24 protein-coding genes, 1 pseudogene and 1 other annotated feature are annotated in these 22574 nt (G+C 42.8%); of the genes and pseudogenes, 8 read left to right on the forward strand and 17 right to left on the reverse strand.

What is annotated here, in order from left to right:
• Positions 1-21 precede the first annotated feature (21 nt).
• Positions 22-1250, reverse strand: a protein-coding gene (locus NIT79A3_RS11320) for an IS3 family transposase (protein ID WP_156796972.1) whose coding sequence is annotated in 2 segments (ribosomal slippage) — positions 22-962 and positions 962-1250 — 1230 coding nt in all. Because the reading frame shifts where the segments join, the coding sequence is not laid out codon by codon here.
• Positions 856-972, reverse strand: a sequence feature (AL1L pseudoknot). (Overlaps the previous gene by 117 nt.)
• Here NIT79A3_RS11320 and NIT79A3_RS11330 point away from each other — a divergent pair.
• Positions 1238-2299 carry an ISAs1 family transposase gene (locus tag NIT79A3_RS11330; protein WP_083817995.1) on the forward strand — a complete coding sequence of 354 codons (1062 nt, stop codon included), beginning with the start codon at positions 1238-1240 and terminating at the stop codon, positions 2297-2299. The two genes, NIT79A3_RS11320 and NIT79A3_RS11330, sit on opposite strands and share 13 nt — an antisense overlap.
• 286 nt (positions 2300-2585) lie before the next feature.
• Here NIT79A3_RS11330 and NIT79A3_RS11335 read toward each other — a convergent pair whose 3' ends face one another.
• The 7 genes from NIT79A3_RS11335 to NIT79A3_RS11365 form a co-directional block, all read right to left on the reverse strand.
• Positions 2586-3548, reverse strand: coding sequence for an IS5 family transposase (locus NIT79A3_RS11335; RefSeq protein WP_013966327.1), 963 nt, complete (start codon positions 3546-3548; stop codon positions 2586-2588).
• Between the two features lie 326 nt (positions 3549-3874).
• Positions 3875-4114 carry a hypothetical protein gene (locus NIT79A3_RS18785; RefSeq protein WP_156797069.1) on the reverse strand — a complete coding sequence of 80 codons (240 nt, stop codon included), beginning with the start codon at positions 4112-4114 and terminating at the stop codon, positions 3875-3877.
• A gap of 221 nt (positions 4115-4335) precedes the next feature.
• Entirely contained in the window at positions 4336-5628 is a 1293-nt protein-coding gene (locus NIT79A3_RS11345; protein ID WP_013966328.1) for a Y-family DNA polymerase, read from the reverse strand.
• Positions 5621-7012, reverse strand: coding sequence for a 3'-5' exonuclease family protein (locus NIT79A3_RS11350; RefSeq protein ID WP_013966329.1), 1392 nt, complete (start codon positions 7010-7012; stop codon positions 5621-5623). Before NIT79A3_RS11350 ends, NIT79A3_RS11345 begins: the two co-directional genes overlap by 8 nt.
• On the reverse strand, positions 7009-7614 hold the full coding sequence (gene umuD, locus NIT79A3_RS11355) for a translesion error-prone DNA polymerase V autoproteolytic subunit (RefSeq protein ID WP_013966330.1): 606 nt from the start codon (positions 7612-7614) through the stop codon (positions 7009-7011). The genes NIT79A3_RS11350 and umuD overlap by 4 nt, the downstream gene beginning before the upstream one ends.
• A gap of 51 nt (positions 7615-7665) precedes the next feature.
• Entirely contained in the window at positions 7666-7893 is a 228-nt protein-coding gene (locus tag NIT79A3_RS11360) for a hypothetical protein (protein ID WP_013966331.1), read from the reverse strand.
• 89 nt (positions 7894-7982) lie between these two features.
• Positions 7983-8186, reverse strand: coding sequence for a hypothetical protein (locus NIT79A3_RS11365; protein ID WP_041360324.1), 204 nt, complete (start codon positions 8184-8186; stop codon positions 7983-7985).
• Between the two features lie 80 nt (positions 8187-8266).
• Here NIT79A3_RS11365 and NIT79A3_RS18790 point away from each other — a divergent pair, with 80 nt between their 5' ends.
• Positions 8267-8434, forward strand: a complete 168-nt coding sequence (locus NIT79A3_RS18790; RefSeq protein WP_156797071.1) for a hypothetical protein — start codon at positions 8267-8269, stop codon at positions 8432-8434.
• Between the two features lie 180 nt (positions 8435-8614).
• On the opposite strand, the gene NIT79A3_RS11370 is transcribed toward NIT79A3_RS18790, so the two are convergent.
• From NIT79A3_RS11370 to NIT79A3_RS11405, 8 genes and pseudogenes are all read right to left on the reverse strand, one after another.
• Positions 8615-8803, reverse strand: coding sequence for a BON domain-containing protein (locus NIT79A3_RS11370; protein ID WP_049785369.1), 189 nt, complete (start codon positions 8801-8803; stop codon positions 8615-8617).
• 27 nt (positions 8804-8830) lie between these two features.
• Positions 8831-9997, reverse strand: a complete 1167-nt coding sequence (locus NIT79A3_RS11375) for an IS4 family transposase (RefSeq protein ID WP_013966332.1) — start codon at positions 9995-9997, stop codon at positions 8831-8833.
• 287 nt (positions 9998-10284) lie between these two features.
• Complete coding sequence (locus tag NIT79A3_RS11380) at positions 10285-12231, reverse strand: AsmA family protein (protein ID WP_013966334.1); 1947 nt, start codon at positions 12229-12231, stop codon at positions 10285-10287.
• A gap of 145 nt (positions 12232-12376) precedes the next feature.
• Positions 12377-12583 (reverse strand): hypothetical protein, encoded by a 207-nt coding sequence (locus NIT79A3_RS11385; protein ID WP_013966335.1) that lies wholly within the window; start codon positions 12581-12583, stop codon positions 12377-12379.
• 487 nt (positions 12584-13070) lie between these two features.
• On the reverse strand, positions 13071-13427 hold the full coding sequence (smbP, locus tag NIT79A3_RS11390) for a small metal-binding protein SmbP (RefSeq protein ID WP_348225610.1): 357 nt from the start codon (positions 13425-13427) through the stop codon (positions 13071-13073).
• A gap of 2 nt (positions 13428-13429) precedes the next feature.
• On the reverse strand, positions 13430-13708 hold the full coding sequence (locus NIT79A3_RS18345) for a CsbD family protein (protein WP_013966337.1): 279 nt from the start codon (positions 13706-13708) through the stop codon (positions 13430-13432).
• A 584-nt stretch (positions 13709-14292) separates the two neighbouring features.
• Positions 14293-14853 (reverse strand): hemerythrin domain-containing protein, encoded by a 561-nt coding sequence (locus NIT79A3_RS11400; RefSeq protein ID WP_013966339.1) that lies wholly within the window; start codon positions 14851-14853, stop codon positions 14293-14295.
• 191 nt (positions 14854-15044) lie between these two features.
• Positions 15045-16212 (reverse strand): annotated as a pseudogene (locus NIT79A3_RS11405) (IS3 family transposase).
• A 548-nt stretch (positions 16213-16760) separates the two neighbouring features.
• Here NIT79A3_RS11405 and NIT79A3_RS11415 point away from each other — a divergent pair.
• Together NIT79A3_RS11415 and NIT79A3_RS11420 are read left to right on the forward strand one after the other, a co-directional pair.
• The gene (locus NIT79A3_RS11415; protein WP_013966340.1) at positions 16761-17891 is read left to right on the forward strand and encodes a DUF3616 domain-containing protein; all 1131 of its coding nucleotides are present in this window, start codon (positions 16761-16763) and stop codon (positions 17889-17891) included.
• 142 nt (positions 17892-18033) lie between these two features.
• Positions 18034-18363, forward strand: a complete 330-nt coding sequence (locus NIT79A3_RS11420) for a hypothetical protein (RefSeq protein ID WP_041360325.1) — start codon at positions 18034-18036, stop codon at positions 18361-18363.
• 244 nt (positions 18364-18607) lie between these two features.
• On the opposite strand, the gene NIT79A3_RS11425 is transcribed toward NIT79A3_RS11420, so the two are convergent.
• Positions 18608-18754 (reverse strand): hypothetical protein, encoded by a 147-nt coding sequence (locus tag NIT79A3_RS11425; protein WP_013966342.1) that lies wholly within the window; start codon positions 18752-18754, stop codon positions 18608-18610.
• 1108 nt (positions 18755-19862) lie between these two features.
• Between NIT79A3_RS11425 and NIT79A3_RS11430 the strand changes: the two genes are divergently transcribed.
• Genes NIT79A3_RS11430 through NIT79A3_RS11445 form a run of 4 tightly spaced genes read left to right on the forward strand, consistent with a single transcriptional unit; the run spans position 19863 to position 22478 of the window.
• Positions 19863-21134 carry an integrase family protein gene (locus tag NIT79A3_RS11430; protein WP_013966343.1) on the forward strand — a complete coding sequence of 424 codons (1272 nt, stop codon included), beginning with the start codon at positions 19863-19865 and terminating at the stop codon, positions 21132-21134.
• Between the two features lie 24 nt (positions 21135-21158).
• Positions 21159-21425 carry a type II toxin-antitoxin system RelE/ParE family toxin gene (locus NIT79A3_RS11435; protein ID WP_013966344.1) on the forward strand — a complete coding sequence of 89 codons (267 nt, stop codon included), beginning with the start codon at positions 21159-21161 and terminating at the stop codon, positions 21423-21425.
• On the forward strand, positions 21422-21754 hold the full coding sequence (locus tag NIT79A3_RS11440; protein WP_013966345.1) for a helix-turn-helix transcriptional regulator: 333 nt from the start codon (positions 21422-21424) through the stop codon (positions 21752-21754). Before NIT79A3_RS11435 ends, NIT79A3_RS11440 begins: the two co-directional genes overlap by 4 nt.
• 1 nt (position 21755) lies before the next feature.
• Positions 21756-22478, forward strand: a complete 723-nt coding sequence (locus NIT79A3_RS11445; RefSeq protein ID WP_049785370.1) for a UPF0149 family protein — start codon at positions 21756-21758, stop codon at positions 22476-22478.
• Positions 22479-22574: the final 96 nt, after the last annotated feature.

The following is a 22574-nucleotide window of genomic DNA, read 5'->3' on the forward strand; positions in this document are numbered from 1 at the left end:
GTTCTCTGGAGGCTGTTTGGTTTAAGTAACTTTGGCAGAATCCAAGTTGGCTAACTGCCGGTAGTATTGTGCCTCAGCTTCCGCCGGCGGTATATAGCCGATGGGTCCAAGCAAACGCTGGTGATTGAACCAGAACACCCAGTTCAACGTCGCCAATTCAACGGATTCCCTGTTTTTCCATGGCCCCTGCTTGTGAATCAATTCAGCTTTGTAAAGCCCGTTGATCGTTTCGGCTAGTGCGTTATCGTAGCTATCTCCTTTACTGCCAACCGACGGTTCTATTCCAGCCTCGGCAAGCCGCTCCGTATAACGGATAGAGACATACTGGGAACCCCGGTCGCTGTGGTGAATCAAGGCACCCAGCTCCGGTTGCCGGGCGTATAAAGCCTGCTCCAGCGCATCCAGTACGAAGTCCGTGTGCATGCTGGAACTGACCCGCCAACCCACGATGCACCGGGCAAACACGTCGATGACGAACGCGACATATAGCCAGCCCTGCCAGGTGGAAACATAGGTGAAATCCGACACCCATAACTGGTTTGGGCGATCCGCCTTGAATTGCCGGTTTACGCGATCCAGCGGGCACGGCAGCGCCTTGTCCGGAACCGTGGTTCGCACAACCTTGCCGCGCCGCACACCTTCCAGCCCCAACCGTTTCATGAGCCGTTCAACAGTGCAGCGAGCTACCTGCATTCCTTCGCGCTTAAGTTGCCGCCATACCTTGTCGGCACCATACACCTGCAGGTTAGCCTGCCACACACGCTGAATTTCTGGCATCAAAACCTCATCGCGTTGGGCACGAGTGCAACGCAATGCCGGATTGCGCCGCTCGGCCGCGTGACGCCGATACCCTGACGGGGCGACCTGCAATACCTTGCAGATCGGCTCGACCCCGTGGGTGTCACGATACCGGTCGATGAACGACCTCAGGATTTGAGTTTGCGGTCGAGCTCCGCCTGGGCGAAAAAAGCACTGGCCAGTTTCAGAATTTCATTGGCGCGACGTAATTCCTTGACCTCACGCTCCAGTGCTTTGATGCGTTCGCGCTCTTCACTGGTGATGCCATCTCGTAGGCCTGTGTCGATCTCGTGCTTCTTTACCCAATCATGCAATGTCGGCGGCGCGCAGCCGATCTTGGGCGCAATCGATTCTATCGTCGCCCACAGCGAAGGGTACTCACTGCGATGCTCTTGCACCAGGCGGACTGCTCGTTCTTTTACTTCGGGGGAATATTTGTTTGTTTTGTTCATCGCTCCATTCTCTCAAGATTTGGAGCCTCCTCAAAACCCGGGGCGATTCAGTTATCTGTGGGGCGGACAATTGGGTGGCTATTGAAGAATTTGGCAAAGCCAAGATAGACTGGTTCACTAAATTGCTTGGTTTGCAGCATGGGATACCCGCGCATGATACCTTTGGAGATGTTTTTGCAGCGATAGACAATGAACAGTTTGGCGAGTGTTTTTCCAACTGGGTGTCTGACTTAGCCAGTCTGACTGAAGGAGAAGTCATTGCAATTGATGGTAAATGCTTAAGGCGTAGCATTGATAAGGCTTCAAGAAAGGCAGCTATCCATATGGTCAGTGCATGGGCGCAGCACAATAGCCTGGTCTTGGGTCAGGTTAAAGTGGACAATAAATCCAATGAAATTACGGCCATTCCCAAGCTGTTATCGCGACTGAATATTGCAGGAAGTGTGATTACAGTTGATGCCATGGGTTGCCAGAAAAGAATTGCTCAGCAGATTATTCAACAAGGTGGCGATTATGTCTTGAGCCTGAAGGGCAACCAGGGTAACTTACATGAAGATGTTGCCACGTATTTTACCTCGCAGTTATCGCCTGAAGCCGCCATGGTGACTGTTGATGGGGATCATGGACGCATTGAAACACGTACTATCTGTGTGACAGATGAGATCGCATGGTTAAAAGAACGTCATGCTTGGGCAGGACTACAAAGTATCATTGCGGTTACAGCAACAAGAGAATCAGAAAATAGAATCACCGGGGAAACGCGTTATTTCATCAGTAGTCTGAGCGCCAATAATCCGGCTAAACTGGAACATGCTGTTCGCGCTCATTGGGCTATCGAGAACAATTTACATTGGGTGCTTGATATTGCTTTTGATGAAGATAGCAACCGGACACGCAAAGGCCATAGTGCAGCCAATCTTGCCACTATCAGACATATTGCTTTAAACCTGATAAATAAAGAAAAAATATCAAAAGTCGGTGTAAAAATAAAACGATTAAAGGCCGGTTGGAATAATGATTATTTGCTCCGCATTATTGGAGTAATTTAAGCCCGATTGCCCTGTGAGGTTCCCTCTGTTTTTCGTCTTCCAACAGGCGAACAGTTTTATGCTATCAGCTTTTTCTTCTGTTGAGGATTAGCCAGTCATTTAGAAACCTCATTGGCGATTTATAGCCTAAGGAAGCTCTGATTAAGTTATTTATTCCAGTTTCGTCGACAAAGCCATCGGCAAAGTAGCTAATATAGGCATTATTGTACGATTTGTAGCTGTAATTCTTAGCAGATTGCATACTATTCTGTCCCCTGAGGCTGATTTTCAGGGGTATTGGACGGAATTATCCCGTGGTTGGCATCCACACCTTACGGACATGGTAAAGATTAGCCAAGGCAAACAACAGATAAAGCTGTTGTGCATTCTTGAACAATCCTCGGTAACGGACTTTGGTATAACCAAATTGTCTTTTGACAATACGAAACGGATGTTCAACCTTTGCGCGTAGTGAAGCTAGCATACGATTGAGCACGACATGTTCTGCTGGCAATTCCTCACCGCGCTTGCGTTTGAATGGCATACCCCAGACCGGCTCTTCCGGCTGTCGTTGCGCTTCCAGATTGCGATCATTACGAGTATAAGCCCGATCACCCAATACAATTGCCTCTTCGCCATGTACCAGCGCATCAGTCATGTTGCCATCGGCCACTTTGGCCGTGGTAATTTCCAGGCTATGCACCAGGCCGGAATCGGCATCTACGCCTATGTGTGCTTTTAATCCAAAGTAATAGTTGCTGCCTTTCTTAGTCGAACTCATCTCGCCATCACGTTTGCGTTGCCGGTTCTTGGTCGATGGCGCAGCCGCTATCAGCGTGGCGTCAACTATCGTGCCCTGACGCAGCAATAATCCCTGTTGCGCTAACCGCGCAGTTGTTTCAGCAAACAGGCTTTGTGCCAAGTGATGCCTCTCCAGCAGGTGGCGAAACTTGAGGGTCGTCGTCTCATCAGGCATAACATCTTCTCCCGCATCTAGTCCTGCAAATTCACGTAGCATCGGCACATCATGTAACGCTTCTTCCATTGCCGGATCTGAATAACCAAACCATTGCTGCATCATATGAATCCGCAGCATCGCTTCCAACGCAAATGGCTTGCGTCCCAAACCTGCTACCGGATAGTGCGGCGCGATCCGATTCGTCCAGTCTACCCATGGAACCACTTGCTCCATTTCTTCGAGAAACTTTTGCCGGCGAGTTACTTTTGGTTTCTTGATAAATAATGGAATCGACAATACTAATTGTTTCATCAATGCATTCCCTTGCAGTGGTTACAATCTACCGCGTATTTTACAAGTTTTTGGGACTTAATCAGAGTTTCCTTAATGGCGGTAACCATTCATGCGGGGCCTTGTCAAATTTGGATCTATTGATTGAATCATTCACTACCAAAAGATTTTCAATGTCATTTGCAAATGCTCTGCGTTGTTCCTTTGTCCATTTGTCCGCACCATGTCTATAAGCATGTGCCAGCGGCACTATGTGATCGATATCCACGTCTGAAGCTTTGGTGAATGTCTTGCCTGTATAAACCCCATACCATTCACCATAGATAACCGTACAATGTCTTGAATCTTTAAATTGAACAGGTTTTTTGGCTGGTAGCTATTAATAATTCTTGCCGGGTGTTCTGGCAATCGCCATCAGCATCTATCCAGTGTGGCCAATCTTTTTTACTGTAGGGAGTGGCGGGAACAGCATGATCAGAATAGCTAGTGGATTCCCGCTGTAGTGGTATCTCTCTCTTTTCTATTGCGCAACCTGAAAGCGTTGCCAAAAATGAAATAAGCAGAGCTAAGAAAATTTTTTCCTTCAAATGTTTATCCGATATTTTTTGATTATGTTTATGAACTAACCTAAATGCTGCGGCTCTTTCCCATCAGGCCACAGAGATTTCGATCGATACCCTTCATCATGTTTTCCAAAAAATCGTTTTTCCTGAATCGCACGCACGTAAATTTAACTGTCGATTGATACTTTGTTTTAAAAACACTTCAGTCAAAGCGATAACCAGCCTATTAACTGTTTAGTGCCCCTTCATTTCATAACACAAATCAACTCCTCCCAGCTTGTAGTGTAATTGGGACTTTTATTTCCCTGTTTCATCTTCCAGGGTTGCTTAAAACCTTCAGATGCCAGTTTTAAAGTACCCCGCCCCATACGAGCATTGATTTGATCCATGACACTCATCAACTTGCTGGATTGATTATCTGCTACTGATACCGAACCAAAGAGATCCAGCTGCCGGTATTGCCTTGGCACCAGTTCAGACAACATTACACCCGCTTTCTGATACCGATAACCACGGCGATAAATTTTGCGCAATCCCCATAGTGCAACTTTGGCTAGTAATCTCGTGTCATCTGTTTGTCTCGGCAACGCAATCGTCATGCTGTTGGCATAATACGGTTGTTTTTCTTTGAATGGGCTGGTGCGAATACTCACATGCACTGATCCGGCATAGGATTGTTGCCTTCGCAGTTTTTCTGCTGCACGGCTAATGTAGAGAGAAACCGATTCTTCCAGACTGGCCAAATCGGATACCGGAATGCCGAAGGAGCGGGAACTGACGATCTGTTTTTTCGGTGGATTGATTTCTTCCAGTTCGATACAGGCAGTACCATTGATCTCACGAATGGTTTTCTCCATCACGACCGAAAAGCGGGTACGCAATTGCGATGGCGACGCTGTTTTGAGATCCAGCACGGTTTTTATCCCTATTTCTTGAAGTTTAGGTGCAAGCCGTCTGCCGATACCCCAGATCTCCCCTACTTCTATTTTGCTGAACCATTCATCTTGTTGCCCGAGTGACATGGCATTCAAATCGCACACACCATTGAATTCCGGATTTTTCTTGGCAATATGATTGGCAAGTTTGGCCAGCGTCTTGGTTGATCCAATTCCGACACAAACCGGCAAGCCCGTCCATTGCTTTACTCGCTGGCGAATATGTTGGCCATAGCAAATCAGGTTATGTCTTTTGAATCCAGTCAGATCAAGAAAGCATTCATCAATGGAATAAATTTCCTGGTTTGGGCTAAACACTGCAAGTATGCTCATGACGCGATTGCTCATGTCGGCATACAAAGTATAGTTCGATGAGTAGACAATGATTCCGTGTTTTTTGGCCAGATCTTTCAGCTGAAACCATGGCTGCCCCATTTTTACCCCCAGCGCTTTGACTTCGTTGCTTCTGGCCACCGCGCAACCGTCATTGTTGGATAGCACTACAACCGGTTTGTCTTCCAGTTTGGGATTGAATACCCGCTCGCAACTGACATAAAAGTTATTCACGTCTATTAACGCGATGGAGCGGTTATGCTTATCCATGCAGTGCGATGATTTCAACGTTCTTTCTGTTCAGGAATTTCAGCAGATAGCGGTAAGTATCACGATCAAAATGGGGATGAGTCGCTATTTCATCAAACTCCTGATGATCTCTCACTGTTCCAAGATGACACCATTGATCAAAGACATGCATTTCTGTCATGTCATTATCCGGATTATGCTCTCGAATCCCGATGCGACCATCAAACGGCCACGCTAAAAGCTTGTAACCACTTAAGGCTGTCAAAAGGCGTAGGCGATGTGATTCCGCAGATTCTTTGTCCGCACATAAGCCTTTACAATGTTTTAATTGATGAGAAAAACACACGCCAGAGCCTTTTTCCAGTCCTAATGCCTTATCACATAACCCATGCTCATCGGCCAGCTTATTTAGAATCTCCAGTGCCTGCCGTTTGGTTTTGAAAGTGCCAAACACATTATCCAAGGTAGTCCAGTCAATATCACTTTCATAAATCAGGGTAACCAAGGGCCGGGCTGCGGGGTCATCCGAAACCTGCCATGCGCATAATTGTCTCTCACGTCTGAGCTGCCGGTTGTGGATAGGCTGATATTCTTTAATCAAGTGCGATTCTAGTAACAGTGCTCCCAGTTCTCCGCTGGTGACCCGGTATTCGATCCTCTTGATTTCTTGGGCGATGCGCATTTCCTTGGCTGAGCTATGATCACCCTGAAAGTGACTGAGCACACGAGTTCTCAAAGTAACACTTTTACCGACATACAGCAGTGCACTTTCACCATAGAATAAATAAACACCAAAGGTGTCCGGTATGGCATTGATTTCAAGTTGATCGAGATTAGCCGGAATGGCTTGCTGTTTCAGTAATGCCAGAGCAACTTCCTGAACAGCATGTTCACCTAATTCATTGAAGGCCGCAGCAATGAACGCCGCCATCATTTCCGTATCACCCATGGCACGATGGCGGTTTTCACAAACCAGTTTGAATCGTTCAATGATGGCATCTAAGCCATGTCCTTTATGTTGCGGATATAGCTTTCTTGAAAGTTTAACCGTGCACAGGAGTTTTTTCTGAAAGGTAATGCCAATGCGCTTGAACTCATTTTTGAGAAAACCATAATCAAAACGCACATTGTGGGCACACAAAACAGCATCATCGACCCAATCTAGCAGCGTGTTGCGGACTTCAAAGAAAGTCGGCGCATTTTTTACCATGCTCTGGGTTATACCGGTCAATCGCTGAATGAATGGTGAGATACTGACTTCCGGATTGATAAGCGTATTCCAACGACCGACTTCAATACCGTTTTCATACCGGATTAAGCCTATCTCAGTAATACGATCCTGGGTTGGGGTAGCGCCTGTTGTTTCCAGATCCAGCAATACATAAACCGGCAACAACGTACTCATTTGAACCGGCGAAACGATCCTATCACGACACCAAAAATCTCAAACTGCGTATCTGGGCGAATGTAAATGGGTTTGTAAGCACCTGATGAATTGGCTGGCATCAGCCTGGGCATTTTGTTCGCCCCATAATCAAGGATTTTAATGGTGAATCCACGGTCCACCACTGCCAGCACAATGTCACCGATCCCTGCTGTCTTGGATCTATCTACCACCACTTTATCGTCTGGCAGTAAACCTACATCAATCATCGAATCCCCTTTAATCGTAACAAAGAACGTCGATGCGGCATGATCAATTAGAAATTCACTGATATCCAAGCGTTTCTCGACATGATCATCCGCCGGACTGGGAAAACCTGCAGCCACTTTGGTGGAAAAAAGCGGTAACAAGGTTGGTTGATCGCTAATGGCGGGAATAAAAAACTCATCCACGTTGGTTGCCTCATTATTTGAGCTTGTTCTTTTATGCTGGTAGGCATCCAAAAAGTTTTTGATGGTAGCTCCCTGACTCTCGGGTATACGCATTGTGGTTGTCGGCTCACCATATTTATCCTGACCAGTTGGCCTGCCTGCATTTTCTCTTTTCCCGCCACGATTTGACATTTCTCGAATGGCTCCATGTTTGATATATGTATCAGCATTCAAACACACCGGCTATAGCGATGTCAAATATGCTGAAATAATCGATATCAGGGTGTTGGATAAAGGTTCTGGTTCTGGTTCTGGTTCTGGTTCTGGTTCTGGTTCTGGCTCTGGCTCTGACAATCTACGCAATTTTGGCCAGCGATCATGAATCCAATGGTATTCCGATGGCGTTTCTTCAGTAACCACATAGACCCTTTGTTCACCATCACGCTCAGCAAGTAATGCCTGGATAGCCATGTCGGGTGCCAGAGTTATCCATTGGGATTGTTTCGCGTGGTCGTAACGAAAGAAGTCTTAGAAGATTTTCCCTGTGCGTTTCTTCTTGCTCATACTTGCGACATATGCGGCCGGCACTTGCCGCGGCCATATTCTCTGAGAAATCCACGAGCAAATTCATTAATGTCGTCCCAATCATGATCCGGGTTAATTGGGACAACAACGTTAACGCCTTTACCGCCTGAGAGCCGTGGAAATGAGATAAGTCCGATTTTCTTGAGAAGGTTGCGTATGTCTTCTGCAGCCAATTTCACTGCATCAAATGGGATGAGGTATGTTGATTTTCATGGAGTCCGAAGTTTCATAAAATGAAGACTTGAAATGGAGGAAGAAGATGGAATTACCCCGCACACAAGTCAGGAATTTCGCAGTTAAGTTTTTCAAAGAAAGTGGATTGACTCTGGTTGAAGCAGCAACACGACTGTCGTTACCCATGGGGACACTTAAGAACCGGGTTTATGCTGACAAACGAGATGAGATCGCTGCAGTAGGCAAGCATTAGAAACAGTTGACTGAACTTGAGTTAGAGCTATCCAGAGTTAAACGCGAATTAGCAGAAGTGAAGATGGAGCGTGACTTTATAAAAAAGTGTGCGACGTATTTCGCCAAAGAGTCACGGGGAGATATGGAGAGATATGGAGAAACTTCCTGTTTTTATCGCATATCGAAGATAGAGAGTATTTTATTTGACATTAATTTGATTATCGACTTGTTTGACTTGAGGTATTTGTTGCGTAATTGAATGTGCTAATTTTCGCTGAGAAACCGTTTCCACAAATCCACTTAATTTTACTAATCCATTTGAAGCTTCAACATTGATAGCTGCAGCATTCAATTCTTTTGTTTCTATTAATTTGGCTTTAATTTTCATAGCTAAAACTCAGAAGTGTCCGGAGATTTAATTGAATAGATTCAGTTGGTTATTATTTTTCGACATGGTTATTTGCACCTCGGTATTTTTAACCAATTGATCGATAGGTGTTTTCTCGAAAAGAGTCAGGCTTAAAATCTGTAGAATTGTGTAAAGCGAAGCTTCGGTATTGAGCCGCTTTTTCACGATGGCAACCAAGACATAAACCGATATGGCAATCCATATCTGCGTTTTGACTGCGTTCTCAGTAGTTCCGTAGAAACGCTTGATACGAAGATGTTGCTTGATCCACTTGAAGAATAGTTCGACCTGCCAGCGACAACGATAAAGCTGAGCGATGGTCAGCGCAGGTAAGTCGAAGTTGTTGGCTAGAAATACCAGATGCTTGTCGTGTTCTGCATCGTAGAACTTGATACGCCGCAGGTGCTGAGGATAATCCTTGCTAGCCTTGGGAGCCCTTAGGGCAATGGTTTGGTCACAGCGCAGTCCGGTGGATTTGTCCACGGAGCGAGAGTAGACGCGGCGAAAAAGCAGATTGGATTTAGCGCGTGTTACAAAAAATGCTTGTGCTTGGTGCATGGTGTACCAGCGAGAAAAATCGGTGAAGCCCCGATCCATGATGTAAAAGCTGCCAGCTTCGGGTGTCAGGATGTCGAACACATTGACCTCGTGCATCTTGCCATCGCTGATATGAATGAAGGTTGGAATATTGCCGCGCAGGTCAAGCAGCGTATGCATCTTAACGGTAGCCTTGGTGGAGCGGAAGCGTGCCCACGGAAAGACGCTCAAGCACAAGTCAATGGTCGTGGTATCGAGTGCGTAGACCGTTTGTTCCAGCTCGACAGCAAAGCTGTCGCTGGCGTAAAGCTTTCTGGCTGTCTGGATCAGGCTCATCGCGAAATCCATATAGATGCGGCAGTCGCGCTGCTCGTTGGCATCAGCCAACGTACTCTTGGCGATGTTGCCTCGTATGCCCAAATGGTAGAGCTTGGCTTGGTGGGCGCGCAGACAGGTTTCGATGTCGCGCAGACTCTCGCGGTAAGTCAGTTGTGCGAAAGCCATGCACAGAAACTGGTCGAGATGCGAGAACTTGAGTGTTGGATATCGACCTGAATATCTGGCTACGCACTGATGAAACGTGCGCAAAGGCAGGTGCTCCATTAATTGGGCAAACACCAATTTCCCTGCGTGCATATGCAATCTCCTGACAAAAGTCAGAAGTTTGGCGCAAGTTGAAATCGATTACAGAAAAATATGTCATTTAGTAATGGTCGTTCAACGAGTTATCATGCGACAATTCTCGAATCTCCGGACACTACTGGCTAAAACTATATCTTCTTGCGGAACTTCTTCGACAACTTTCGTACTAGCTAGTCCAGCACAACCAGTTAGAACTGAGTGGAAAAGAAATAACATAAGCCAGACGTAATTTTTTTCTTTTTTTAATTTATTCATTTCTAAAATTATAAAAATTTGATAATTTACTTGCGAGCTTCATTGATAGCGTCAACAAGGCCACCACAAAGGATGTTGTCTTTTTTATGATTTCCTTTATCTTTCTTATCTTTCTGAAGTAGTGAGTATAAGCTTACAATTGGCGCCGAAGGTAGCAAAGCTAGTGAAACAGCTCCCCGAAAAATAGCGGAAGCCTCAGGAGTAAAAGTGGGGTCTTTGAAACTCCCTTTTACATGAAGAGGTGCACGAGCCGAAAACAAACTCAAGTCTTTAGGCTTTGGATCAATAACCAGATCCAGTTGCTCTGTATTGAAGTCAATTGATCCGCTACCTAAAAAAACAGTATCTTCCGTATCTACCACAAAGGTTTTCATATTAATGATGCCTCCACTGGTTGGAAGATCCACAAAAGCACAATTGATTTCCGTATTATCATCCTTATCAAATAGCGCAACTATAGCTTCGCCTATATCAAGACCTGCTAGTTCAACCAATAAACCATCTAATCGGCCCCCTGTCATTAACATTAACAACCCGCCATCTACAGAGGTTAGCATTTCTGCGACTGAATTTCCCTTGAACCAGAATATTCCTTGGCCGCCGATCAATCCAGAACTTTTATCAGCAATTTTAAAAGGCCGTAGAATTTCACCCAATTTCACATGATGTATTTCGATCTCAATCTTGCTTTTTACTGGTTGACTTTTTGTATCAAATTCCAGTCGGGATCGGATATTTCCTGAGGCAACACCAAAATCAAGAGGTGCAAGAACTAAATGGCCTTCCTTAATAATTATATGCAACTTAAGGTCATCTACAGGCAGTTTTGATTTAACATGTTTGCTGCTTAATAAAACATTTACATTAATATCCTGTAACTTTTTAAAATCGATGGGCTCATGCGGAAATACCAATGGACTCGCCGTTTGTTTTTCTGCTTCTGTGCGCTGTGCTAAGGAAGCGGTTTCACCAGGACCCGTATCAGGGGCTAGACCTAATAGTGGTCCCAAATCATCTAAATCAATTTTTTTTGAATTTAAATCCGCCGTTATGTGTGGTTGTCCAGCAACAATCTTTACAGTAATATTTCCTGCGAGATCACTATCTCCCACATGCCCATGTAAGCTTTGAATCTGCCATATATCCTCATGATGCGATAAATTACCTTTTAATTGGTAAGGAGGTAAATTAGGCATCGGCGCTCTAAGGATATGCGATAATTGTTCTGGATTAGGTCCTTTAATATCAAATTGTAAATCTATACCTTTGAGTTGAAGAGGCTGGGTTAAGGTACCTTTAACTTTAACCGAAGTTTTTCCAGCATGTAATTCAAAAACCATTGGATAAGGCTGTTTTGCTTCTCGAAGCCCCACTAATGGTCCGGCATTTAAGTTTATGGTTAAAGGACGCCCTCTTAGCTTGCCTTCAGCTTGTAATACAGTAGCTTCGTCCCCATCCTTCTCTTTTATTTTGGTAGCAAAAAAAGCATTGAAGTGTGTATGTGAAGTTAAATCTTCATAAGTTAGGGTTCCATCTACAATCCGCAAACGTTCAATGAATGGAAAATCTTTATCTTTAGCGCTTTCTTTAGCCTGGAATTCCCAGTTGCCTTTACCTTCGGTGGATCTTTCTAAAATAATATTCGGTTTAGTGAGTATAATTTGTGGGATTATGAAACGACCTTTAAGAATTTCTTTCAAGTCGACACTTATATCTAAGGCCGCAATTTCAAACATATATGGATGTTTACCCCAAGTCGCATTCTCAAACTTTACCTGTTCAAACCTTATATTTGGCACTAAAGACCAATTGATAGTTAAATCTCCATCAATAGTAAGAGTGCGATGTGTGAGCTCACTGATTTGATGCGCAGCTAGATCGCGCACCCAATTCCAATTCTTCAGGGAAAACAACAGAATAAACAAAAGTATCGAAATTATAATGGCAATTCCAATCCATTTAAAGATTTTCATTATTTATGTAGAACGGTATAAATCATAGAAGGCTACGGATTCTTAATACAATGTGGGTTTAAGATTACATCTGCATACGTAGGGGTTTAACACATTATAGTTATGAAAATCTTTTGAAAGCTAAATGCAGATTTCAAAATATCAGTCATAACTTTTGTCCATCAATCCATTCATAAGCAGATTTCTTCGCAGTATTGGAGGCTTCTGCTTGATTTGAATAAGGTTGAGTAAAACTTTCATAGACAACAATGTCTTTATCATCCAGAATCCTAAAGCGCCCATTCCAAACATCCGAGGTAGCATCACATTCTGCCCCTGTAATAATACTGAAACCCTTATATTTGATTTGCAATTAATTTACTCCATGTTTTTGGTTACTTAAGTAAGCGGATCAACAAAACTTTTTTTCTTCTCAGAAATAAATATATGCTTCAGAAAAAGTAAATGTTTTTTTGATTATTAAGTTTGAGAGTTGACAGAAGAATCTTATTATCCTTACAACCATATATTTATATATTGAATAGATTGTTAATATACGGACTTCAGGAGCAAGGTCACTTCGCCTACATCGAAGTACTGTACTCTATAGGCGAAAACGGTAGCACTCAACGTGAAGCTATAAATCAATGCGTTTTTAAATGGCTGGCTAATCACTTAACAGAAAGATAAGCTGTTAGCATAAAATTGTTTGCCTCTGTTGGAACACAAAAAAACAGAGAAACCTCACTATTCAATTTAACGAAAGAATGCCCCAACTTTATTAATCACCGTTTACACAAAATCTAAGACACTCTCGGATAATAATTTCTTCCACAGTTTCTTAAGAGATTTGAGTCAGATTATTTTATATTTGTTGCTTGCTTAAAATGATTAACAGCGTCTGAAGCCGCTTTTTTAGCTGCATCTGTATGGCCAGCATTCCCTTCTTTAACTGCGTCATCCAAACACTTAAGGCCTTCACTAATATGATTGTCCTCGTTTTTGTCATATCTACCAGCTATTGGCTTCATTTTGATAGCAGCTGTCGCTTGCATTATGGCTTCAGTAGCATGCTGAACTACCGCTTTACTTTCAGACGAAGTAGCCGCTGCTTGAGCGTGTTGAATTGCTTGATCTAAAGCAGTGTCTTCCGCAACTGCACTAAAAGAAATAATTGCCATTATAAAAAAACTTGCTAATAAAGTAATATTGTTCATGCTCATTTTAAGCTCCGGTAAAAATATGATTGTAAGTATTTGGGTATGCGGTGTGCAGAACTATATTCCATTGGTTTAACGATAAATCCATTAGTGATTTTCGTTCTACTGTCTTTTTTTATAATTTCTTTGACATACCCCCACTTTGCCTGAGCCTTACCAGCATTCTTTTGAAGATTTCCTTCTAGTTCCATTTTCTTGTCATTGACTATCTTGCCAGCAACTTCTTTAAATCTACCTATCACCTCTTCCAGGAGACCTTTTAGTTGATCATTGTTCATGATTCCCCCTATAGTTTAATTTTGATGATGATCAGAACAGCGAATAATATTTGTCATCACTTTTTTAGAATATTCGCTGGAACAATATCGGTCAGTACGGAAACGCACAGTGGGAAATATTTAGAGAGAATGCCGTTCCTTCTTTCAGGCCGCAATTCGTTAAATAGACTCAAGCCATAAGTGGTTTTCATTTCAGCAGCAATCGTAACGTTCAATATCCATAAAGCCGGAAAAGCTCCCGTTTCAGCACAATTCAAGAGACCAGAATAGTACTGATTAAGGTTCTTTGAAAGATACATGGCATCACCGATCAGGTGAGATTTTAGTGAATTAAAAAAAATGCTGAAAGTGTGGTCACGCCTTGCTCTCAGCTTGTTTGCTGTAACTGAGGAGCAGTTAACATTTATGGCCGAGAACCATTGATAGTGCTAGATTAAAGCCATTTTCATCATAAATTCCAACCGAGGAGATTAGGATAAAACTCCTAATATAAAAGAATATATATTCCTCTGAATAATTAAATTCATCGGTACGGGTACAAACATTATGAAAAAATAAAAAACCCACCGAAGCGGGTTATTTTGTTAAGAATTTTTTCTATGAATAGTTTCCGACTTCTTAGGAGAGATGGTATTTGTTTTAGGGGGAGATTTTTTTAATTCAGAATCTTTCTGATCTTCTTTGAAATTTATTACTTCTTGCCCTAATTGATCTAGATCTACGTCAGAATCTTTTAATTGGGGAAACATCTCTTTTTCTTCTTCTTTAACATGATGCTCAATATATTCCTTTAATACAGTAACTTTTGCGTCATAATGGCTTTCCTCTGGATTCATAGCTTGTAATTCAGCTATCAATTTTTTTGCGCCAGCATGTTCGACATCTGCCTCGTCCATTAGATCTTCATCTTCTATAGCTTCTCTTGCTGCAGGATAAACTATTGCTTCTTCTGCCAATGCATGGAGAGTTAGTTCTGTACATATCTGTTGTACAATTTTTGCTTTTTTATCATTGCTGACTTTTTTCCCCTGAAGTTCTTCATATTCTGCAAAAAGAGATTTAACCTTTTTATGGTCTTCCTTTAAAAGATTAATCACATCTGTTCGAGTAGTCTGATTTTTATTTCCAACGGTTTGGTTTGTCATAATTAAACTCTATCTTATAGTGAAGGAGATTTAATTATGCTCAGATATATAAGTACCGTATGTACGCAAACAAACAGATACGTAATTACTATTAAAGTACATTCATGCTCCTTTCCATCATCAACTAATAGGACTAAAAAATGAGGTTCCCTCTGTTTTTCGTCTTCCAATGGGTGAACAGTTTTATGCTATCAGCTTTTTCTTCTGTTGAGGATTAGCCAGTCATTTAGAAACCTCATTGGCGATTTATAGCCTAACGTTGAGTGCTGCCGTTTCCGGTTGTAAAGTACCTCGATGTACTCGAAGCTCATGGCAGCCATCTCTGCGCGTGTTTCATAACGCAGTCCATGTACTCGCTCGTTCTTGAAGCTATTGAACCAACTTTCGGTTGGGGCATTATCCCAACAATTACCTTTACGGCTCATTGAGCAGATCATGCCGTATTTCTTGAGCCTTCTCTGAAATTCTTTGCTGGCATATTGGCTACCCCGATCTGAGTGGTGCATCAATCCTGCTGCAGGTTTCTTGCGAAACCATGCCATCGTTGCATCTGTAACGATGTCTGCAGTCATGCGCGGTTTCAGCGACCAGCCAACCACCTCACGGTTAAACAGATCAAGCACGATAGCCAGATATAGCCAGCCCTCATCTGTCCATAGGTAAGTGAAGTCGAACGTCCAGACCTGATTAGGCGCGACTGGGTTGAAATTCCGATCCAGCAGATTCGGTGCAATCGGCAGATTGTGCCTGGAGTCCGTCGTTATCTTGTAGCGCCGCTTGTGCCTTGCACGAATGCCGTTCTCTCGCATTAGACGTTCAACCCGCTTCTTGGAAGCTGGAAACCCACGGTCACGCAATTCTCTGACCATTCTCGGACTACCGTAGATCCCCTTGAGTTCGGCATGAATAGATTGGATCAGCGTCAGCATTTGAACGTCGGTGATGCGTTTGCGATCCGGTTTGCCACCACGCTTCCACGACCGGTATCCGCTCACGCTGACATCTAATATCGTACACATCTCGGCGAGAGAAAACTCCCGTTGCTTATCAATCCAGGCGTACTTCACACAACATCTCTCGCGAAGTACGCCGTTGCTTTTTTTAGGATCTCACACTCCCGTTTCAGCCTTACGTTCTCAGCACGTAACCGGGATAGATCCATTTGTTCCGATGTGACAACCTTGGTACCCGTACCGTTAAGTTTGCCTGCCTCCGCCAACTTTACCCAGTTGCGCAGTGTTTGTTTTCTACCAGTCCCAATTCCTTCGTCACCAAACCAATCGACTTCACCATCTTCACTTGCTTGACCGCTTGTTCCTTGAGCTCGGTCGTGTATTCCTGCTTCGGTATCTTTTTCATCGTCTTCCTCACAAATGTAACGTTAATTGAACGTTACCCTTGGAAGACTATTTTTTTGGGGGAAACTCACTTTTAAATTACTATGTTACAGTTGGTTATTGAAAATGACTTGCAAAATAACACGATTTATTTTTTAATCAATTGATTATATGTTTTTTTGTTATCAAAAAATCATTTGTCATCAGTGAATTGGAAAATTTAACAGTTAACTGTTACATAGCCTTTTAAATTAATGAAAACTTGAGAAAGCTCTGATTAAGTCCTTCGACAGGCTCAGGATGAACGGTAATATATTGATTACGTTCGTGGTAAGCTTGTCGAACCATGAATGTAATCAACTTAATCAGAGATTCCTTAACAGAAAAATTGGTTCCGGTTAAGAGGGTATAACTTGTTAGCAGACATTTTCAGCGCAGTTAAATTCGTTAACGATATTAAACATACATGGGACCAGAAACAGAATGCCGCTTGATTCTCTATTTACCAGATTTGATTATAGCTGCGAAGGCTGCCTTGTTCGTTAAGTAAATTCTTTTTGGAGTGAATTAATGAAAAAAATCAAGCTTGAATTTGAGAAAGAAGGGAAAGGAATATCGAAATCTCTGTCTGCGTTTGTACGTTTAGAGGATTCTATTTTCGCAGCAGGCGACGAAGGGGGCGATCTAGCCAGACTTAAAGAATTTGATGATGGCACTTGCTTTAAGCTCAAAGAATTGATCAATTTGAGTGATTGGTTTGATTTGCCAATCTCGCCACAAAAAGAACTGACGAAACAGCTAGTGGAAGTTGATCTTGAAGGGATGGATTTTGACTATACGAATCAGCTCTTATGGATGGTTGGATCGCATAGTCTGAAACGCGGTAAAGCGAATGCAATGTTTGATACAAAGAAAAATTTGGAACTACTTGGTAAAGTGAAACCAGAGGCAAATCGATTTTTTCTAGGTTGCTTGTTCTTGCATAAAAACAAAAACAATCAGTTCCGATTTTCTCCGAGTGCGGACGATAACAACACACGTGCAGCTCAGCTTAGATGTGATGCAACCACAAGCGAACTGCTGGATGAGATTAGACACGACACGCTATTCACTCGTTTTTGCGACAAAAATGGTGGAATTCCTGGCAAGGACAATGGCATTGATATTGAGGGCTTAGCATGTGCACCTAATGGAAGAGTGCTTGTAGGAATGCGCGGACCAGTGCTACGAGGAATCGCAACTGTTCTTGAATTAGCGCCGGAGCGGATTGATTCACCTAATACGAAAGCCGATCAGTTGCAACTGACAAAAATTGGCCCCACTGGGCTTAAATATCGTCGCCATTTTTTGGATCTGGCTGGGCATGGGATTCGTGATTTGTGCTGGGATGGTGATGATCTTTTAATTCTTGCCGGCCCAACTACAGGTCTTGACTCACCCCCATTAATTTTTCGCTGGAAAGCAGCGATCAAGACATTTGGGAAAATGAGTGATGATGAAGAGAAGTTCATCTGGCGTTCAGGAAATGCGCTTGTGCAACAATCCCTAGGCTCAACCTGGAAGCAGGTTGAGGAAGGCGCTGATCATGCTGAAGCGATTACTTTGTTTGATAAGAAACGCTTGATGATCGGTTACGATTCACCCAGTACAAAACGTTTTCACAAACCGGCTTCGGTTATAGTGGATATCGTTGATTTGTAGAGCTACAGTAAATTATAGTTTATTTTGATTGCTGATTAAAAGTTAGTAAAAGCCAATACTAGTCAATGTGGCGTTTGAGGTGTGCTCTCAATGACGGGTGTGAAGCTTGCTGCAATTATGGGCTGTAAAGCAAAAATGGAAAATGAATTTAAATCAATACATTGGAGCCATTCATAATTTAATGAAACTATGCAATATACAGCGATCACTAAATATATGTTCGCAACTTCGCTTGCAATTCCTCTTTATGGCAACAGGTTTAATGTTAGGACTAGCATCGGGTTGGGTTGAGGCCTCACCAGCTGAAATTAAGATCATTACTACGGAGGCATCCGGAGGATGTCTCTTATCCGAAGTGATCGTCAATAATGTATTGATTGCACATGCCCTTCGTACCCGAGATGGTCTACTTTCAGAAATAGATAACGAAAAATTTACTGGGTTTGCGCAGTATTTCCCCCCTAACGATTGACATAGCTAAAAAGCTGTTGTTGCGAGTGTTCAATTCCGCGCATAATTTATGAGGTGAAGGGGACATGAAATTTTATCCGACTCGGTGGGTTTTTCAATGGCCTGTTACCGCCTTTACCGCCATTCAAAGGCTCGATTAGAAAAACTGTCAATGGAATAGTTATCATGAATATGTCCCCCTTAAATTTTTTCAATCAGAGCGCGAATATCCTCCATGCGCCAAACCGTTATACGTGAACCGAGCTTTACTTGTTCAGGATAACGGCCAGACTTATGCCAGCCCACCAGGTCGATTTGCAAACAGCGATAAATGGAAGAATCGGCGGTTCAGCTTTACGATTGCCGATGATTTGGGGTAGGTGAAGAAAGCCTGATTCTGGTAGTTGTTTCATTTGATGCCGTCCTTTATTGGATTGGAACAGACAGCATCTTAAAATTATGGATAATGTGAAGTCACGGTACGCAAAACAGCCTTTTGCGGGCTTTTTTATGATTATTTTTTTCGTCGCGGTTTTGATGTAACTTGCTTTCTGGGTCGCTTCGAAATGCTGCTCATCATTTCCAAAGTCTTACTTGTGTCTTTATGTTTTTTCTTCCACCTTTTTCGTACTAAAGATTCAGTTAACCTTTTTCTTCTGCAACCTTTTCTATGGCTTCTTCCAAGCTAATTCCTAGGTGAAAACGGTGATATTCTACCGAGAAAGCAGTCCAATATTCCTTAATGCGCTCGGAAGTTTTTCACCAAAATCACTTCTGACCAAGTGAAATACGATGTCGTTGACAGTTACGGGAAATTGATGGAGTTAGTGAAGTAAGGATTAGCAGAGCGCTGGTCTAGCCTTTATATCTCGCCGCGTTACGCGCAACTGTTTCCATCTGCTCCAAGACGCTCTCTGAAATCAATCAAGGCGAGCCGACTAAAGTGCGTTCTGGAAGTTCGGCATTACGCCAGACTATAATTGCAACTGCGCTGAACTAAAAGCATAATATAAAATTTATAACTTATGGTTTTGATGGATTTGAATCCGTGTTTTTCTGCATTTATTAATCTCCAAACTTTGGAAGTTACACATTGTTGCATCCTCCATTTATCCTTAATAAACAATTGGAATTGAAAGGAGTAAATTTCAATGGCTATTTTGAATTTATTTGCTGTTTGGAAATGAAGCTTCTGAAGGCATCCAATCCCAACCAAACTTCTTACTGGGACTATAACTGGGGCTATATTGAATAAATGCGGTTAAATATGGTAGAAAACTCCAGATACATAAGCATAACAATTTGATTATATTGGTTCTGTTGCGCAGAATCGAACTGCGGACCTACTGATTACGAATTCTAAAATGTACTGTTTTACATTGTTTTAATATCGTTGAATAATATTTAATCTCATTGTTTTGTATTGCTTTTATCTAGTATGTTGTTTTAAACTCCTACCCATAGTTTTACGCCTACTGTCTACATAGTGTCTACATGGCGTCTACATGAAAAGAAATTAAAATGATGGCTGCTATTACAATCCAAGCGCTTCCGCACAAAATCACTAAGTCTTATGTAGACAGATTGTCTACACCAGAAGCTGGTCAGGCCTTTGTGCGTGATTCAGAACTAAAAGGCTTCGCCGTCCGTGTCACTTCAACCGGCGCAAAATCATTTATCCTCGAAAAGAGGATTGATGGCAAAGTTAAACGATTAACCCTTGGCCGTTATCCAGAGTTAACAGTCGAGCAAGCCAGAAAAGAAGCGCATAAATTGCTGGGGCATATTGCTGTAGGGCGTAACCCACCTGCTGAGAAAAAACAAGAAGCTCTGAAAGGCACGACACTACAAGAAGCCTTTGAGGATTTCATCAAGGTCAGAAAGAATCTTAAACCCCGAACTCTTTATGATTATCAGCGTGTAATGCAAGTTGTGTTTGCTGATTGGCAAAACAAAGCAATGCTGGAAATTGGTAAAGACATGATCGCCAAACGCCATAGTAAGACCGGTGCTGAACGTGGCGAAGCCTATGCCAATCTATCCATGCGTTTCTTACGTGCTTTATTCAATTTCGCCATCGCGCAATATGAAGATGACAGCGGCCATGCAATCTTACGAGAAAATCCCGTGATGCGCCTCACCCAAACCCGCGCGTGGTATCGGGTAGATCGTCGTCAAACGGTTATCAAACCTCACCAGCTTGCGCCTTGGTATCAAGCCATTCTATCTCTAAAGCAAGACCAGCTTTCTAAGCAATCTGCCTTAGTGGCTGATTATCTTTTATTTCTGCTGTTCACTGGATTACGACGTCAGGAAGCGGCAACCCTGAAATGGTCAGACATTGATTTGAATGATCGGTCTTTCACATTGACTGATACCAAGAATCGAGAACCGTTGACACTACCGTTAACTGATTTTATTTCCGATCTGTTGAGAAGCAGAAAGGCCGCAACAGATTCGGAATATGTTTTTGCTGGGGATGGTAAAGCAGGATATCTAATTGAACCCCGTCGGCAGGTGCAGAAAGTCACCGAATTATCCGGTGTATCGTTCACGCTTCATGATCTGCGCCGGACTTTTATCACGGTGGCCGAGAGTATCGATATATCCGCTTATGCACTCAAACGACTGGTGAACCATAAAATGACCAATGATGTGACGGCTGGATATATTGTCAGCGATGTGGAACGCTTGAGAAAACCGATGGAAGAAATATCAGCGCAATTATTACGACACTTTGAAATCAATGAAGAAAAGAAAGTACTGAAATTTCCTGTTCATCAGAACCCTTGAATATAATATTTTATAACTTATAATATGCGCGAACCATACAGCTTATTGATACGGTCTCAAGCCAAGAAAAAACTACAAGGTTTGCCCAAATCAGAGCGATTCAGGATTGCCGAGAAACTGGAACAACTTGGTCGTAACCCTGATGACAGTTCGTTGGACATCAAGAAACTGGAAGGTGAACCGTACTTTCGATTAAGAGTTGGTAACTGGCGTATTATTTTTGAACGGCATGATGTCGTTAAGATTATTGCTGTTGAAAAAATCAAACCGCGTGGAGATGCTTACAAATGACATTACAAAAAATAAAATCCATTCATGGAAAAGATGAATATGTCTTGTTACCTGTGGCGATTTATCGTGCCCTGAAAGATCAAATCGAAAAAGAATTGGCTGCTTGTGAGACAAGCCAAAGTGCTGAGCAAGCTTATGAGCCGTTTATTCTTGAAGATTATGTCGATAATCCTGTGGCCTTGGCACGCATCAAAGCAGGTATTACCCAAGAACAGCTTGCACAGCGGCTTGGTGTCAGTCAAGCCTATGTTAGCCAGCTCGAACGCCGTTCTCACCTGACCAACAAAATGCTTGAGCGGGTACGTATTGCTATTCGTGAGGAAGACTAGCGTGAAAAAAAACCACCCAGATACAATGTCTGAAGCTGACTATGATCAGCTTAGTTTATTCTTGGATCGCTTTAAGCATGAACTGGCAATGAATCTGGAGATGTTGGATGGTTTCTTTACAGCTTTGCACTGTTCCCCAGAAATAATGCCGCCAAGTACCTATTTCCCGGAAATCTGGGGTGACGGAGAAATGCCTGATGATGAAGCCTTTGAAAATGATCAGCAAGCCGAAATATTTGTGAAACTATTATTGCGTCATTGGAATGATGTTCTGCACAGATTAAAAAATGAGAAAGTTTTTTTGCCTATCATTTTCAGTGATGAATCGGGTGAGTCTTTTTCCGGTAATGATTGGGCGAAAGGATTCATGCGCGGCACAGAATTTCATCGCGCTGATTGGTTGGATTTGATGGATAACGAAGAAGAAGGCGGTGCATTGGTAGCCATTTTTGCGCTTTTTTACGAACATGATCCTGATCCAAGCATGCGGCCATACAAAGAACCAGTTAGTGAAGAATTGCGTGAAAAGTTATTGATAAACCTATCTGCTGGTGTGATGCACATTTATCGTTATTTTGAGCCTCAGCGAAAAATGGCGTCACAATTAGCAAGACAAACAGGCACACTGCGCCGCGAACAGGCAAAAACAGGACGAAATGCCCCTTGTCCTTGCGGCTCCGGGAAAAAATACAAAAAGTGTTGTGGAGAAGTAACGCTGCATTAGACGAATCGAATGCATGGTGCACCAAAAACAAACTACTTGAGAAGCTACGCGCTGCTATTGACTAACAGAATTCTGAATAGAAAAAGCCCAATGTAT

It is taken from the genome of Nitrosomonas sp. Is79A3 (assembly GCF_000219585.1).
Taxonomy (GTDB): domain Bacteria; phylum Pseudomonadota; class Gammaproteobacteria; order Burkholderiales; family Nitrosomonadaceae; genus Nitrosomonas.